This window comes from Limisalsivibrio acetivorans (assembly GCF_000421105.1).
GTDB classification, from domain to species: domain Bacteria; phylum Chrysiogenota; class Deferribacteres; order Deferribacterales; family Geovibrionaceae; genus Limisalsivibrio; species Limisalsivibrio acetivorans.
Map to the genome: position 1 here is coordinate 1385180 of NZ_ATWF01000001.1, position 15906 is coordinate 1401085.

13 protein-coding genes are annotated in these 15906 nt (G+C 50.5%); all 13 read left to right on the forward strand.

The features are described from left to right. The first annotated feature begins 30 nt into the window (after positions 1-30). The 13 genes from K300_RS0106565 (at position 31) to nrfD (ending at position 15745) form a co-directional block, all read left to right on the forward strand. Entirely contained in the window at positions 31-804 is a 774-nt protein-coding gene (locus K300_RS0106565; RefSeq protein ID WP_022850870.1) for a DNA alkylation repair protein, read from the forward strand. A 119-nt stretch (positions 805-923) separates the two neighbouring features. Beyond that, the gene (locus K300_RS0106570) at positions 924-2384 is read left to right on the forward strand and encodes a circularly permuted type 2 ATP-grasp protein (protein WP_022850871.1); all 1461 of its coding nucleotides are present in this window, start codon (positions 924-926) and stop codon (positions 2382-2384) included. Beyond that, on the forward strand, positions 2377-3300 hold the full coding sequence (locus K300_RS0106575) for an alpha-E domain-containing protein (protein WP_022850872.1): 924 nt from the start codon (positions 2377-2379) through the stop codon (positions 3298-3300). The genes K300_RS0106570 and K300_RS0106575 overlap by 8 nt, the downstream gene beginning before the upstream one ends. Next, the gene (locus tag K300_RS0106580; protein WP_022850873.1) at positions 3301-4338 is read left to right on the forward strand and encodes a zinc-binding metallopeptidase family protein; all 1038 of its coding nucleotides are present in this window, start codon (positions 3301-3303) and stop codon (positions 4336-4338) included. It abuts the gene before it with no gap. Further along, positions 4335-4922, forward strand: coding sequence for a flavodoxin family protein (locus tag K300_RS0106585; RefSeq protein WP_022850874.1), 588 nt, complete (start codon positions 4335-4337; stop codon positions 4920-4922). The genes K300_RS0106580 and K300_RS0106585 overlap by 4 nt, the downstream gene beginning before the upstream one ends. A gap of 940 nt (positions 4923-5862) precedes the next feature. Continuing rightward, entirely contained in the window at positions 5863-7302 is a 1440-nt protein-coding gene (locus K300_RS0106590) for a sulfurtransferase (RefSeq protein ID WP_022850875.1), read from the forward strand. Between the two features lie 30 nt (positions 7303-7332). Continuing rightward, on the forward strand, positions 7333-8532 hold the full coding sequence (gene extI / locus K300_RS0106595; protein WP_022850876.1) for a selenite/tellurite reduction operon porin ExtI: 1200 nt from the start codon (positions 7333-7335) through the stop codon (positions 8530-8532). A gap of 10 nt (positions 8533-8542) precedes the next feature. Continuing rightward, the gene (gene extJ / locus K300_RS0106600) at positions 8543-8767 is read left to right on the forward strand and encodes a selenite/tellurite reduction operon protein ExtJ (protein ID WP_022850877.1); all 225 of its coding nucleotides are present in this window, start codon (positions 8543-8545) and stop codon (positions 8765-8767) included. A 98-nt stretch (positions 8768-8865) separates the two neighbouring features. Then, entirely contained in the window at positions 8866-10740 is a 1875-nt protein-coding gene (gene extM, locus K300_RS0106605) for a selenite/tellurite reduction operon c-type cytochrome ExtM (RefSeq protein WP_022850878.1), read from the forward strand. Beyond that, the gene (extO, locus tag K300_RS0106610; protein ID WP_238320640.1) at positions 10676-11974 is read left to right on the forward strand and encodes a selenite/tellurite reduction operon b-type cytochrome iron-sulfur cluster-binding subunit ExtO; all 1299 of its coding nucleotides are present in this window, start codon (positions 10676-10678) and stop codon (positions 11972-11974) included. Before extM ends, extO begins: the two co-directional genes overlap by 65 nt. A gap of 93 nt (positions 11975-12067) precedes the next feature. Then, a complete protein-coding gene (locus K300_RS0106615) occupies positions 12068-14272 on the forward strand; it encodes a molybdopterin-containing oxidoreductase family protein (protein WP_022850880.1) in 2205 nt (734 codons plus the stop codon). Positions 14273-14287: 15 nt separating this feature from the next. Then, complete coding sequence (locus tag K300_RS0106620; RefSeq protein WP_022850881.1) at positions 14288-14851, forward strand: 4Fe-4S dicluster domain-containing protein; 564 nt, start codon at positions 14288-14290, stop codon at positions 14849-14851. Between the two features lie 9 nt (positions 14852-14860). Beyond that, positions 14861-15745: an NrfD/PsrC family molybdoenzyme membrane anchor subunit gene (gene nrfD, locus K300_RS0106625; RefSeq protein ID WP_022850882.1), complete on the forward strand. Its 885-nt coding sequence runs from the start codon at positions 14861-14863 to the stop codon at positions 15743-15745. Positions 15746-15906 lie beyond the last annotated feature (161 nt).

Sequence of the window (15906 nt, forward strand, 5' to 3'; positions counted from 1 at the left end):
GATACTATCCTTGCAAGCGAGGGGGAAACCATGAAGAGAAAGGGCGCAAAAACGATAAAAGAGATACCGGCAGATATCCTCAAAAAGCTCAACAGCGGTGAGATTGAGGCAGTTAACCTACCCGAGGGGCTGGCCGTTAACCAGCACATATTGATGCAGAATACCTTCCCAGAGCTCCCGGCACACATGCTGGCAAAGGTCAAAGGGATTATGGACGAAGGGGTGACGAAACGCATGAAGCTGTGCGGGGAAGTTCTCCATGAAGCATACGGCAGGGATATTATACCAGAACTCCTCAGCCACCCTTCCGACACCGTTAGAGGATGGGGGGCTTATGCTGTCGGCGCCATGGAGGATGTCCATGTAGATGAAAGGCTCCGGCTTATACGCCCCTTTGCAGACGACAGCCACTACAGCGTGCGGGAGTGGGCATGGATAGCTGTGCGGAAGGATATCATCAACGAGTTGGAAGCCTCCCTGAATATACTGGCAGATTGGTCTTTGGACAGCTCCGAAGCGATTCGACGCTTCGCCTCCGAAGCCACACGCCCAAGAGGGGTCTGGGCACCGCATATCAAAGCACTCCGGCTCCAACCAGAGATGGGCGAACCTGTGCTGGAACCGCTCAAAGATGATGCGTCAAAGTATGTTCAGGATTCTGCGGCAAACTGGATAAACGATGCCTCCAAGGACAGACCGGACTGGGCGAAAGGAATATGCGAAAGATGGCTTTGCGAGTCCCCCTCACAGCATACGGAAAGGATTTGCCGCAGGGGTTTAAGAACGCTTAATAAACAGAGATAACCTGACAAGTTCCGGACATAATCCGGACATTCTGTAGCCGTTACCCGCCTGAAGAGTTATAATAGAACAAGTGTCCCACTATGCATCATGGGCGCAATAATGTTTTGAGCGGGTGATTTATGTCCTATTCATGGAACAGCTACGACCCCGCCTCCTTTTATGATGAAATGTTCAGCGGCAAAGGACTTCCCAGAAAGGAGAGCAGGGGCATCTTTGAGTTTCTCTGCGGACTCTCCGGAGAGGATATCGAATCAGCAAAGCAGGCCGCCCTTTCCGCCATCATCGAGATGGGCATCACCTTCACAGTATACTCCGAGGGGGAGAATATAGACAGGGCCTGGCCCTTTGATATAATACCCAGAATCATCCCCGGCGATGAATGGTCTATTACGGAAAGAGGCTTAAGCCAGCGTCTCCGTGCCCTCAACATGTTCATCCAGGATATCTACAACGAACGCAACATCCTCAAGGAGGGGATCGTTCCCGAGGATATTATCCTCTCCTCCCGAGACTACCGTGAACAGTGCATAGGGATAACCCCCGCCCACGGCGCATGGGCAAATATATGCGGAAGCGACCTTGTGCGTGACGGGAGCGGCAAGCTCTATGTACTTGAGGACAATCTGCGTGTACCCTCCGGCGTTTCATACATGCTTGAGAACCGTAAGGTAACCAAGCGTGTTTTCCCCGAGCTTTTCAGAAGTATGGAGATCGTTCCGGTGGACGACTACCCGGCACAGCTCTTTGATATGCTCTCCTCACTGGCTCCAGATAGGGAGAAGGAACCGGTTATCGCTGTTCTTACTCCCGGCGTATATAATTCCGCCTATTTTGAACACGCTTTCCTCTCCCAGCAGATGGGTGCAGAGCTTGTGGAGGGAACGGATCTCATCGTGGACGATGATGACAAGGTATACATGAAAACGATCTACGGCCTTGAGCAGGTTGATGTTATATACCGCCGGATAGACGACAGCTTCATCGATCCGGAGGTTTTCAGGGAGGATTCTATGCTCGGTGTTCCGGGCCTCATGCGGGCATGGAAAGCCGGGAATGTGGGCATAGCCAACGCCCCCGGAACGGGTGTCGCCGATGACAAGGTGGTCTACTGCTATGTTCCCGAGATGATACGCTATTACCTTGGTGAGGAGCCGCTCATCGAAAACGTACCCACGTGGCTCTGCCGTGATCCTGAATCTATGGAATACGTTATAGAACACCTCCCCGAGCTCGTGGTTAAACCGGCCAATGAATCCGGTGGATACGGGATGATCGTAGGCCCCCATGCGGAAAAGGACGAGATAGAAAAATTCCGCAAACTCATCAGAGACAACCCCCGCAACTATATAGCCCAGCCCACTCTGTCGCTATCCATAACCCCAACACTCTGCGACGGCAAGGTGGAAGGACGCCATGTGGATCTGCGTCCCTTTATCCTTCAAGGTGAGAACTCCTACGTTACCGCAGGCGGACTGACCAGGGTGGCATTAAGGAAGGGCTCCCTCGTGGTTAACTCATCCCAGGGGGGAGGCAGTAAGGACACATGGGTAATTGGAAAGAGGGGGAACAACAATGCTTAGTAAAGTTGCAAATAGAATTTTTTGGCTTTCGAGGTATATGGAAAGGGCGGAGAATACAGCAAGGCTTGTGAATGTCTATTCAAATCTACTGCTTGATATACCCGTCAACCCCTCCGTAGACTGGTACACACTTATAACAATCACAGGCCTTGAGGACGAATTTGAGGGTAGAAATAAGAACGAGGGTGATATCATAAGCTACCTGGTGACAGAAAGAGAGAACCCAGCCTCATTATGCTCCTCACTCCGTTCTGCGAGGGAAAATGCACGAACTACTCGAGATATTCTGCCCAGCGAAGTATGGAATACGGTAAATGAGGCATACATCCTTTCCAGCTCCATCCGTGATATTGTCTCCAGGACAAACAGGACAAAGTACTTAACCAACATAATAAACTATGGCCAAAGGTTTGAAGGCATTATCTCCAGCGGAATGAGCAGGAATGATACCTACCGTTTCTTTATCCTAGGAAGAATGCTTGAGCGGACAGATATGATAACCCGTATACTTGATGTCGGCTCAAGGCTGCTCAATAATGACGCTGATGAATCTTCTCCATATGAAGGGATTCTCTGGATGAACCTTCTGCGTTCTATCGCCGCATACCAGATGTACCGGCAGAGTGTGCGCCGGAGGGTGAACGGCAGTGATGTCATAAAATTTCTCATGCTGGACAAGCAGTTTCCAAGATCAGCTTGGTACTGTGCAGAGACTCTGTCAGTATTCAGCGAAACACTGCCTAATCATGAGGATGTTCTCCTTGCGGTTCTGGATCTAAAGAAATATATTAATTCCCTGGATTTTAACGAAGTATGTCATGAAATGATGCACTCCAGTATGGATGAAATTCAGAAAAAAATACTTAACATAGGAAACAACATTGAATCCACATGGTTCAACGCCGAGTTTAAATAAATGAAACGCTACTTCTGCTGCTGCGGCTCGGAGATATTCTTTGAAAACACCGTCTGCAACAGCTGTTCACGGGATATTGGCTTTGATCCCGATAAAATGCGACTATTCACCCTTGACCATGACGAGGCTACTGGTCTTCGCGAATACTGCCGCACAATTGAAAGGGTGTATAAATACTGCGACAACAGGGAAATGCTGAGCTGTAACTGGCTTATAGATGCAGATTCACCTCAGATTTACTGTGCATCTTGCCGGCTAACACGCACAATCCCAATGATAAGTATCGACAAGAACCGGATCCGCTGGAATACCCTTGAATCCAGGAAAAGAAGGCTGCTATACAACATCCTTAACCACGGACTCACATACGACGAATGCGGAACGGTTCCAGAGGGTGCACTCTGCTTCGATTTTCTGGAGGATCAACGCTCTAACCCCTATGTAGATCTGGAGTTTGCATACACGGGGCACAAGGATGGTGTAATCACCATGAACATCGCTGAGGCAGATCCGGATTTCAGAGCCAGCATGCAGATAAGCATGAACGAACAATACCGGACAATCCTCGGGCACTTCCGCCATGAGATTGGACACTACTACTACGACAGGCTGATTAAAAACAGTGGATGGACCGAACAGTTCACAGAGCTTTTCGGGGATCCGGATCAGGATTATCAGCATTCTCTGGAGAAATACTACGAGCAGGGGCCGAAAAACGGATGGCTTACCTCCCACATTACCGCCTATGCAAGCATGCACCCCCTCGAGGACTGGGCCGAGACGTGGGCGCATTACCTCCACATGCGTGACGGTCTGGAAACAGCCCTCAGCTTCGAGATAATCAACCTGAATGTAGACTACAGCAACTTCGATGATTTAATATCCAAATGGATGGAGTTCACAGTGGTGCTGAACGCCCTGAACAGAAGCATCGGCAGGGTGGACGCCTACCCCTTTGTGATAAATCCCTTCGTTGCTGGTAAACTGAGAATGATACATGAGGTTATTCACAGGGCAACAACGAGAAGTCATGTATGACTGTTCCAGCAAACATAACAGCTATAACAGCCAGCCCCAGAAAAGGAGGCAACTCCGATATACTCACAGAATACTTCTGCTCGGGGGCGAAGACAGACCGGCTGATACGACTGGCAGATTATGATTTCAGCCCTTGCGTAGGCTGTGAGATGTGCCGTAAAACCGGCAAGTGCTCACGCTTTGACGACGGCATGCAGGAGATATATCCACGCATTATCGAATCTAAGGGACTCTTTCTTATCTCCCCCGTGCATAACTATAATGTCACAGCATGGATGAAGGCCTTCATCGACAGGCTCTACTGCTTCTATGAATTCGAGGAGCCAAGACCCGGACCATGGAGGAGCAAACTTGCCGGAGAAGGGAGAAAGGCAGTTGTGGCTGCTGTTTGCGAGCAGGCGGACAAAAAGGATATGGGCTTCACTCTGGAGGCGATGAGCATGCCGCTCGAGGCTCTCGGATACGAGATTATCGCCGAATCTCCTGTGCTCAATACATTCTACAAGGGAAGGATTGCGGATAATTCAGAGGCTCTTCAGAGATTCGAGGATCTTGGAAGGAAACTAAGAGAAGCTGTCACCTGAAACACCGATAATCACTCATCCCCTTGTGCACAGCATCTTCCAGTAAACAACGCTCACTTGAGCAGACTTACGGGCAAACTCAAGCATTAAAACCAACAACGGACCACAGAAATATTCCTGCGAAAAGCTTCACCTTTCATAATAAATCAGGAATGTATCACCCTTGCATAATAACCTTCGCTTTACTTAACTACCCCCCCTTTAGATAGGCTTTTTCAGTAATACTCAGAATTTTCCAACATAAGCACATATGTTCTATTTAGACACAATCTCACCATGATTATAAAATTCAATATTATTATTGATGATTAAAATATCCCCGGATCACAGCCCTATCAAAGTATCATAAGTTCAATACCACGTTCTAATATCCATGAAGTATGATAAAAAGTGCAAACGGAGCAATCATAGTAAGCTGCTATGACATAAGCGCACATATGTTACATATTAGTGCCATTTTTGTAGTCATTTATAGTGATAAGTTAAATTCCCTTAACCGAAGATTATGTGAATTATCGCTCACTATTAGCTCTGTATCAGGGTTTAGAAATATTACAAAACTTATATGTTTTATGTTTTTTACATCGCATTAAAAGATAGATGAAATTTCTACAAATTTAAAATAACCCTAAATTAAACGGCTTTCTGAATTAGCCGTGAAACGGAATGTATCCCTTGAACCATATATTGCAATACTCAAATATACAGTATTAACAGGCACTTTTAGGATCCTATATCGATTGACTTTTACCGCACCATTGCCAATAATCACTTAATAACAACCCTCTGAATACCGAACTGAGCAGGCCGCAGATGCCCTATTAGCAAGGCTTCCTGAGGTCTTCGGGTTCAGATAGGGTTAGCTTTGGTTTATTTGCAGCGTAAAGCGTGTGGAAACTCATGCTTGCATAGTTTCTAAAAACAAATTGGAGGCAATTTAATGAAAACTTATGCTCTCAAGAAACTGCGTTTGTTTATTCTTACCATCTGCGCGGTATCTCTCGTAACAATCATCTCCGCCTGCGGCGGTGGGGGCGACTATGAAGCGCCCGAATCAAAGGACGATAAGGCATGGTGGGACACCTATGAAACATCAGCCGAATCCGTAATAAGCGCATCCACAGCAGCAGACTGGATCACCAACGGCTACAAAACTGATGACGGCGACCCCGTTGTTATCCTCGATGTTCAAACCGATTTCAGCGATTCTGAGGCGGACAGAATCATCGCCTCTACTTCCGTAAGCGATATCGAAACTTACACTGTAAGGGAAGCCAGAGCAGAAGGCCCCATCGACACCACTCTTCAGGGTGCTGTATCCTCAAGAATGGTTCCCTCAGGTCCTACTGTTGACTCTATCATCCAGGATCTCGGCGTAACCAAGGACACAGTAATCGTCCTCACAAGCTCAAAGTCCGGCTATGGTGTATGGAACCTCACCAGAGGCTGGTGGATGCTTTACTACTGGGGATTCGCAGAAGACAAGATAAGAGTTATCGACGGTGGCGTTGCAGCTGTTAAAGCGGCCAACTCCGCACTCGTGGACACAGCTTCCGAGTCCGTTGACCCCGCAGACAGCACTTTCAGCGTAAAAGAACTCCCCTGTATACATGATATAGCAAGGGTTTCAACCAAGCAGGTTATAGATTACGTTAAAACCGGCTCCGCTAAGATTATCGACGCAAGAGGCGGCAGCGCTACTTCAAGGGAAGCTACCCAGGGTAGAATCACCGGTGCTATCGTTGCAGGCGATGCTGGCATCGCAGGCGGCAGCCTTGTTAACGAAGACGGCACATTCAAGTCCAAAGAAGAGATGGAGCCCGTTTTCGCAAGTGCAGGCATCTCCTCCAGCGACCGCATCATCGTACACTGCTACTCCGGTTACTCCGCAACCCCCATATACTTCTACATCAAAGAAGTTCTCGGTTACGACAACGTAGCACTCTATGACGGTTCATGGTCCGCATGGGCAAGCCACGTAGCATACACTCCCATGAACGACCAGTACATCGCTGGCGACAACTCCACAGCCATCACATGGGGCGGTACCTCCTTCGTAGAGGTTGAGTCCGGCGATGCAGTTTCCACTGCTGATGTAGTTCTCGGCGGACCTCTCCAGGCGGACGCTAACCCCAATATGCTTGCATACGACACTGCTAAGCTCTCCGACTTCCTCTTCAACCCCACTTCAACATGGAAGGACGAGTACGGCGTTGTTCTCTATGATGTAGACACAGACTACACCAGTTCCGGAACAGAGATCGCAGAAGAGGACGCAGCTTACCTCGCATCTGACGATGTAGATTCCGATGACTCAGACAGCGACACAGACGACACAACAGAACCCGTTCAGCCCGGTCCTGACACAGGCGGATGCTGATAACAGCTTAGTAACGATAAGAGGATTATAATGAGATTAAAAACACTTATAACGCTTCTTGCGGTACTGCTGACATCCTTCTCAGCATACGCATTCAAGCCTATTGAGCTGGGAGAGGGGCATTACCTCAAGTTCTTCTATGACGCACAGTTCGGCTACACAGGCAGAAACACCGGAAGCGGCCCCGAGGGTGAAGAGAGCACCAGCGAATTCAACTTCAGAAGGAACAGGCTCGGCTTCATCGGCACATATAACTCAAAACTCAGCTTCTATGTTCAGACTGAGTACATCGAGGACAAGAACATAACACCCCTTTCTGTTGACGTTTCCGACGATGACAGCAAGAACTTCTACCTCCTTGATGCACAGCTCAGGTACAAGATGAACAAGAACATCGACCTTATCCTTGGTAAATTCAAGCACAGCCTCACAAGGGAAAACCTTGAGGGATGCTTCACACCCCTTACCATGGATCGTTCATACTTCGTATACGCTCCCTTTAAAACCAGCCGTGACAAGGGTATAGGTATCCGTGCAAGCCTTGCTGACAACCTCATGCAGCTTCGTTTCGAGGCCCAGGAAGGACGTACCGGAGACGAGGGCGACGGTTCCCCCGATCCCGCATCAAACCTCCGCTACACTGCACGTGCTCATATCTCCCTCGGCGACAAAGAGAAGGGATACGGATACAAGGGTACATACCTCGGAAAGAAGAAGGTGCTCACTGTGGGTGCCTCCTATCAGATGGAGCCCGAGGCTGTTTATGCAGATACAGTTAACCAAACCGATGCCAAGGACTACAAAGCATACTCCTTCGACATCTTCGGCGAACTCCCCACTGCCGCTGGTACTTTCACAGCTTCAGCAGCCTACCTAGATGTACAGTTCGACGAGGCTTATCAGGGAGCGAACCCCGATTTCAACTCATACGGCATGAACGGCGAGAGGGACGGATACTATGTGAAGGGTGCTTACATGCTCCCCGGCAAGATAGGCCCCGGTCAGCTCCAGCTCTTCGCAAGGTATGACACCTTCAACTACGCCATGCTCAACGGATTCTATGACAACACCATAGACTTCTACGCAGGTGGTGTGAACTACTACCTCGACGAAGACAAGATCAAGATCGCCGCCCAGTACGGCGTGACTGACTTCGAAGAGGAACTCGGCTCAAACACTAACATGCAGGACTTCGACACCTTCGAACTGTACCTGCAGGTGAGATTCTAGGAGGAATATAATGAAAAAGAAGTTAATCGTACTTGTTCTTGCTGTTTCTCTTGCCGTTGCTGGTATTGCATATGCAGCTTCCAGCGCAAGCGGTAAAGTCGTAAGCAAGGACGGCAACAATGTCACCATCAAGCTTCAGGGTAACCTTGATGTTAAAGCTGGCGACAAAGTTAAGATCAAGGCCATGGGCGGAGGCAATAGCGGCGGTGCCGGCTTCCAGCTTCAGGGCTGCTAATTCACACAGCATAAAAAGGGGGCGGAGCTTAACGCTCCCCCCTTTTTTTTCGTCTATTCCTGTACACACTGTTTTTATTTTCGACTTTCGGGACTGTAATGAAGAAAACCACGGCCATTGTTTCGCTGCTGTTCGTTATTTTTGTGCTCTCTGCCTACGCACCCTTCAACCCTCTTGGTGCATCCAAAAAGGGTGTGGAGTCGGCAAGCACATGTATAAGTGGAGAATGCCACGCCGGTATTGAAACAACCTCAGAAAACCATGACTTCGCCTGTGTGGAGTGCCATCAAGGGAATAATAAGTCCCTTGACAAAGATGAGGCGCACAAGGGGATGCTCGGGGGTAGAAACCCTTCCTCAAGCAAAACATGGGATGAGGGCTGCGGGAAGTGCCACCAATACCAGCACGACAGAGTCAGCACAACGCTCATGTACACCGCCACCGGAATGATAAAGAACAGCCAGAAGGCTTGGAACGACTACGAAGGAAAGCTGTACTCCACCCACGGCGCAGAGGGTTTTGACGCATCAGGGAATGAAACAGCCCGCCCCGCCGTAACCGAGTTGGAGGAGCTCTCTGGAGAGCTTTACCGGAAGTTCTGCTCCGCATGCCATCTTGGGTATGACAAAAGGAGCGGCTACAGGGCACACCACTCCTCCGGATGTGCCGGATGCCACTTCAATCACAGCGTGGCGGGAACATATGAAGGGGGAGACAAGACGATCAAAGGGAAGGAGGGCTACCCAGAGAAGCATATTATAGACCCCCTCCCGAAGGATGACGTATGCATAACCTGCCACAACAGGAGCGGCAGGATCGCCCTCTCCTATCAGGGGCTCTACGACGGTAATAACTCCCTCGTACCCACTATGAGAGGGCTTCCCGGACCGGAACTCATCGACGGAGTGCGGAACCTGCGCCATATGCACGCAGACATCCACAGCGATGCGGGGATGGAGTGTATCGACTGCCATACCTCACGGGATATCATGGGTGACGGCTACATGTACGAGAATATGTTCGACCAGATAGAAACCGCCTGCGAGGACTGCCACGGCGGTGAGACAGCTCCTAAAACCGAAAGGATAACCAAGGAGAACGCCTACCCCCTGCGGGAGGCTAAGAACTACGCCTTTGATGTGAACTACGGGGATGAGATGGTGCTCACCTCCAAAGGCAGGATGTACTCCAACGTGAAGAAGGAGAACGGCAAACTCTACCTCTACACCAAACGAGAGGGGAAGCGCCTTGAGATAAAGACGGTGAACGGAACCGATGAGCATGAGGTCTTCGGCCATGAAAGGCTCGAATGCTACACATGCCATTCTAACACCGTCGTTCAGTGCTACGGTTGCCACACCACCTATGACAAGTCCGAGAAGATGATGGACTGGATAAAGATGGAGGAGACTCAGGGTCGTTTCAGTGAGAAGGAGGATATCAGGACCTTCTTCCCCTTCCCTCTCGGAGTGAACCAGAGGGGGAAGATCTCACCGGTAACCCCCGGTTGTCAGACCTTTCTTAATGTCATAGACGAAAACGGCAACAAGGTTATGGACGAGCATATCTTTAAGTTCCGTGGTGAGCAGAACTTCAAGTTCGCCCCCTTTTACAGCCATAACACCGGCAAAAAGGCGGTGACCTGTGCCGGATGCCATGGCGATATGATGTTCGCAGGCCTAGGACAGGGGATAGTATCCATAGAAGAAAAGAGTATTACCAGCACATACATGTGCGATAAATGCGATAAACCGATGGACTCTCTATACAGCGTTGAGGATGGAAAGCTCTCTGTAACCTCCGATGTTGTCAGGGAGCATTCAAGGCTAATGACCAAAGAAGAGATAGCCTCAATGCTCAGGGTAAACCAGTGCATCGTATGCCACGATAAAGGGGAAAGCAGGTTCTATGGCGAGGATATTGACTACGGCGATGTTCTTAATGATTCTGTGCACCGCCCTCTTCTCGATTAGCACGGCGGCGGAGATCAATAAAACGGTCTCTCCCAGGGTTATCGATACCGAAGGGAAAACCTGCACAGCATGCCACGATGAACACAGCATCGGCGGCGCCCATGGGAGTGTATCCTGTGAAGAGTGCCATGCACCAAATTCCAGACACTTCGCCAGAGCGGCAGATATTGCAGCAGGAGCACCCGGATGCCTCAACTGCCACGAGGAATACAAGGGGATGATGAACAGTACCATGCACACACGCATACCCGAACAGCGATTTGTCCTGGAATCCTACGGCAGATATGATTCCGGCTTTTTCGATAAGAACTGCAAAAACTGCCACGTAACCTCCTGCACGGACTGCCATGCACCCGAGGATCCCCACTCCATAGCAGAACCGCAGGATGATGCCTGCCACGAGTGCCACAGGGACTACTATACGGGCATCGAATACAGAGGTCTCGGCATAAGAGAGGACCACGAACGCTACCAGCGAGGTATCGAATATAAAGGTGGGCATTACGCCGCCATGCTACCAGATGTGCACTACGAAAAAGGGATGAAATGCGGCGAATGCCACACAATGGCCTCCCTCGCAGGGGAGGATACCGAACCGAAGACATGCACGGACTGCCACGAGCCGGATATGGACGTAATTGAACATTCCATCAAGGGGCATATGGAAAAGATGGAGTGCTGGAGCTGTCATTCATCATGGGCAAATCAGGAGTACGGAACGTTCTGGATACGCTTCAACGAGAGTGACTATTCCGACTTCTTCCGCTGGGTGAAACGCCCTAACCTTGATTACGCCAAGAGCAGCCATACAAAGACATATACCCCCCCGCCACTGGCTGTCGGTGAAAACGGAAGATACACCATGATAAGGCCGGAGTTCATAGGCTTTTACACATACATAGACCACGACCGTGTACGTGAGGAGAACGTTATGGTGTCAAACACCTTCAAGACGACATTCCCCCACACCACCCGCCGGGGTACGGTTATGTGCGATTCCTGCCACGGCAGCGACAAAAGGCTCATGCGCCAGGATGAAAAGGACAGGATCTTCCTCCTCGACAAGGACGGTCTTGAGATAAGCAACTTCTTCGATCATGAGCAGTTCAGCCTTAACGGCGGAAGGTTCATAAACGATGGAGAGTACCGGACAATCACAAACAAGGATAAGGAGTACAAAAAACTCTATATAAAGAAATGGAAACGGGTAGACAGGATCCTCAATGCTCAGTGAGGATTATTACCCGTTGCATATAAAGGGAAGGCTGGCACGCCCTTTCCGGGATAATAAAAAAACCAAAGCGTACTACTAAAAAAAGAGGGAATCATGCTTAAAAAAGGAATCTCCCGAAGACGATTCATTCAGGGAACTGCCGCGGCGGGTGCCGCCCTGGCATCAGTATCTTCCCTGTCTTCATTCAGGCTGATGGCCGAAAGCGGCGAAACCGCATCCGGCAGTTTAGGTGTAACCTACTCCCAGAACTGGTGCGAAATGTGCTTCTGGAAGTGCGGGCTTACTGCAAGAACGGTGAACGGCAGGGTGGAAAAGCTGGAAGGCCAGCCCGACTGCCCCGCAAACAATGGAAAGCTCTGCGCAAAGGGCAACTCCGGCGTTTTTCAGCTCTATGACAAAGACAGGCTTAAAACACCCCTTATCAGAACAGGGGAAAGGGGCTCCGGCGAGTTCCGCAAGGCAACCTGGGAGGAGGCTTTACAGTACGTAGCCGATAACACCAGCAAGCTTGTGGACACCTACGGTGAAGAGACAGTAACCCTTTTCGCCCACGGTTCCGGTGAACACTCCTTCATCGAACTCATGCACATCATAGGCACACCCAACGTCTGTATACCTTCCTATGCCCAGTGTCTCGGAAGCCGTGAAATCGGCTGGGCACTCACATACGGAAAGCCCTGCGGCGGTAAGGAGCCTGTGGACTCTGTGAATGCAAAGTGCATCATGCTCCTTGGAAGGAACATCGTTGAAGCGCTCCACGTGGGCGAACTTCAGGATTTCATTGAAGGTGTGCACAGAGGAGCCCATGTAATCTACGTGGATCCCCGCTACAACAAAACAGCGGCTAAGGCAAACCAGTTCATGATGATCAAGCCCGGTACAGACTCCGCTCTGCTCATGGGAATGATCCATCATATACTCTATAAAGGACTGTACAACAAAGGCTTCACCGACTGGTACACGAGCGGAATCAACGAACTCGCCCAGCAGGTTCGTGAAACCTCCCCCGCATGGGCATCCAAGATAACCGAGATCCCCGAGGAGGAGATCATAGAAGCGGCGGAGCAGCTCGCAAAAGCGGCCCCCCACTGCTACATCCACCCCGGAAGACGTGTTACCAGATACGGAAACGACACTCAGTTCGTCCGCCTGATAGCTATACTCAACGCTCTCATGGGCAACTGGGAGCAGCCCGGTGGAATATACAAGACGATCCCCTTCAAGATCGAAAACAAGCCCCATATGGTTCACTTCGAGAAGCACGGCGGAGAGAGAGCGGACGGCGCAGGAACAGAATTCCCCCTCGCACCCAAAAACCTCGGCCTTGCTAATAAGCTCATGGAAGCAATTGCGGAGCAAAGTACCGATCTCAAGGCCATGTTCATATACGGCTGTAACCCTATGCACCACCACGGCGACAGCTCCGTTGTATACAAGGCCATCGAGCAGAGCGAACTAATCGTTACCTGCGACATATACATGACGGATATGGCTCTCTACTCCGATGTTATCCTCCCCGAATCCACCTATCTGGAGCGTTACGATCCCGCCATTACCCAGGCGAGAAAGAGCGGATACCTCCAGCTTCGTGAACCCGCCACAGAGCCTGTTCACGATACCATGGGCGGATGGGAGATGGCAGAGAAGCTCTGCCACGCCATGGGATACGACAACCACTTCATGAAGATCCCAGAGTACAACCGTGAGATGTTCAAAGCGGCGGGAACCACAGAGGAATACATGAAGGAGCACGGTGTATATGTGGGCGCAACGGGTGATCCCTTCCCCGCATTCAACGGTGAGGACCCCACATTCCGCACACCCTCAGGCTCGGCTGAGCTTTACAGCAACATCATGGAGAACTTCGGGTATGATCCTCTCCCCTCCTACGAGAAGGTCCCCACACCTGGAACAGGCGAATACAGGATACTCTTCGGACGCCTCAGCTTCCACACCCATGCAAGAACCCAGAACAACGCATGGCTTCTCGCCCTGCACCATTCCGAGGTTGAGCTTTGGATCAACACAGAAGAAGCACTCAAGCTTGGTATCGCAGACGGCATGAAGGTTCGCGTCGTAAAGGGTGACAAGAAGAGCGGACCCTGCACAGCAAAGGTTGTGGACTATATCCACCCCGAGGCTATCTTCGTACCCCATGGATTCGGCCATGAAAGTGAATGGCTCACCAGGATCGCCGGGGTAGGCGCAAGGGATGCGGACTTCACATCCAACGATACGGACCCCATCTCCGGCGGAGCCGGCTTCCACAACGGCTTTGTAAAAGTCGAGAAAGTGTGAGGAGGAGCGTAAACAATGCAGAAAAAATTCGGAATGGCATACATAGTTGACAGATGCGTGGACTGCAAGGCGTGCATGGTTGCATGCAAGGCGGAATGGGATGTTCCAGAGGATCATTTCCGTACCCACATCCACACAGGAATTAAACCGGAGAAGAGGGAGAAGCCCAGCATGGACTTCCTCCCCCACCAGTGCAACCACTGCGATGTTGCCCCCTGCGTTACGGTCTGCCCCACAAAGGCAAGCCACAAGCGTGAGGACGGCATCGTTTTCGTAACACGCTCCAAGTGTGTGGGATGTAAATACTGTATCGCATCCTGCCCCTACGATGCACGATTCTTCAACCACGATATCGGCGTTGCGGAGAAATGCACCTTCTGTCTCCCCAGAGCTCTGGAAGGGAAAGAGCCCGCCTGCGCCACAACCTGCCCCGGAAATGTACGGGTGTTCGGTGATCTCAACGATCCCGAGAGTGAGATTTCGGTTCTTCTCAAGGATGCCGCGGAGAAAAGGCTTAATGTCTGGAAGCTTCGTACGGATCTCGGTACTGAGCCGAATATATTCTACGTGAAGAAATAGGAGGCAGTGATGGAATTTCAAGAAGCCTTTGAATGGTACGTTGCCGCATATCTCTTCCTTGCCGGTGTCGGCGCCGGAGCTATCGTGGCAGCCGCACTTGCGGACATGTACGACAGGGAAAAATATCTATCTTTCATAAAAGCGGCCAGTGTCATAGGGATGCCTCTGGTCTCAATCGGTATAGGGTTCCTCTACATAGACCTCGGTCAGGGATTCTGGAAACCCTGGCTACTCATACTCCTTTTCGCCAATCCCACTTCGGCGATCACATGGGGTACGGCTATACTCACCCTATTCACACTCTTTTCGCTTGTGTACGGAGCATATAACCTCGGATTCATAAAGTTTTCCGGCGGGAACACTATGCGCTGGCTCCTGATAATAACAGGTGTGCTTACAGCAGGTTACACAGCTGTACTCCTCGGTGTCCTCAAGGCCATCCCCTTCTGGCACCAGACAGCACTCCCCATACTCTTCATCATCTCCGCAACCTCAACGGGGATATCAGGTGCTATGCTGGTTAAAGAGGTGTTCTTCAAGAACCACGACCACCTCGGCAAGATCGAAAGTACGCATATGTATCTGCTTATCCTTGAGATCTTTCTCCTTGCGGGAATGTTCCTCATAGCACTCCAGGGTGTTCCTGAGATGAAGTACTCCGCCATGAGCCTGCTTACAGGCAAGTTTGCCCTTGAATTCTGGCTCTTCCTCGTCTTCGGCGGACTTCTCATCCCCGCCGTGGCCTTTGCTCTGGCAGAGGGCGGCAAGATGAAGATCTCCGGCGGAAAGCTTGTGCTTTTCGAGGTACTGGTACTGGTAGGGGGCTATTTTCTGCGTCACCTCATAATCCATGCCGGCGTCTACACACAGAAATTCACCGAGTATCTTCACTAAAACAACAGGGGGCGGATGCCCCCTTTTTCCGAGTGAGCAGTTAGTGAAAGGTCCTTTGGGTTTTTACTCTAAACATCGGGCGGGCTGAAACGATTCGGCCCGCCCTTTGGTTTTGAAATTTACGGCGGCGCATTGTATACTATCCGCTGACACAGCTTAGG

Excerpts from the sequence above, each read along its gene's own strand:
- extI (WP_022850876.1), top strand. The coding sequence starts at position 7,333 with ATGAGATTAAAAACACTTATAACGCTTCTTGCGGTACTGCTGACATCC.
- extO (WP_238320640.1), top strand. The coding sequence starts at position 10,676 with ATGGCGAGGATATTGACTACGGCGATGTTCTTAATGATTCTGTGCACC.
- K300_RS0106575 (WP_022850872.1), top strand. The coding sequence starts at position 2,377 with ATGCTTAGTAAAGTTGCAAATAGAATTTTTTGGCTTTCGAGGTATATG.
- K300_RS0106585 (WP_022850874.1), top strand. The coding sequence starts at position 4,335 with ATGACTGTTCCAGCAAACATAACAGCTATAACAGCCAGCCCCAGAAAA.
- extM (WP_022850878.1), top strand. The coding sequence starts at position 8,866 with ATGAAGAAAACCACGGCCATTGTTTCGCTGCTGTTCGTTATTTTTGTG.
- extJ (WP_022850877.1), top strand. The coding sequence starts at position 8,543 with ATGAAAAAGAAGTTAATCGTACTTGTTCTTGCTGTTTCTCTTGCCGTT.
- K300_RS0106580 (WP_022850873.1), top strand. The coding sequence starts at position 3,301 with ATGAAACGCTACTTCTGCTGCTGCGGCTCGGAGATATTCTTTGAAAAC.
- nrfD (WP_022850882.1), top strand. The coding sequence starts at position 14,861 with ATGGAATTTCAAGAAGCCTTTGAATGGTACGTTGCCGCATATCTCTTC.
- K300_RS0106620 (WP_022850881.1), top strand. The coding sequence starts at position 14,288 with ATGCAGAAAAAATTCGGAATGGCATACATAGTTGACAGATGCGTGGAC.
- K300_RS0106615 (WP_022850880.1), top strand. The coding sequence starts at position 12,068 with ATGCTTAAAAAAGGAATCTCCCGAAGACGATTCATTCAGGGAACTGCC.
- K300_RS0106565 (WP_022850870.1), top strand. The coding sequence starts at position 31 with ATGAAGAGAAAGGGCGCAAAAACGATAAAAGAGATACCGGCAGATATC.
- K300_RS0106590 (WP_022850875.1), top strand. The coding sequence starts at position 5,863 with ATGAAAACTTATGCTCTCAAGAAACTGCGTTTGTTTATTCTTACCATC.
- K300_RS0106570 (WP_022850871.1), top strand. The coding sequence starts at position 924 with ATGTCCTATTCATGGAACAGCTACGACCCCGCCTCCTTTTATGATGAA.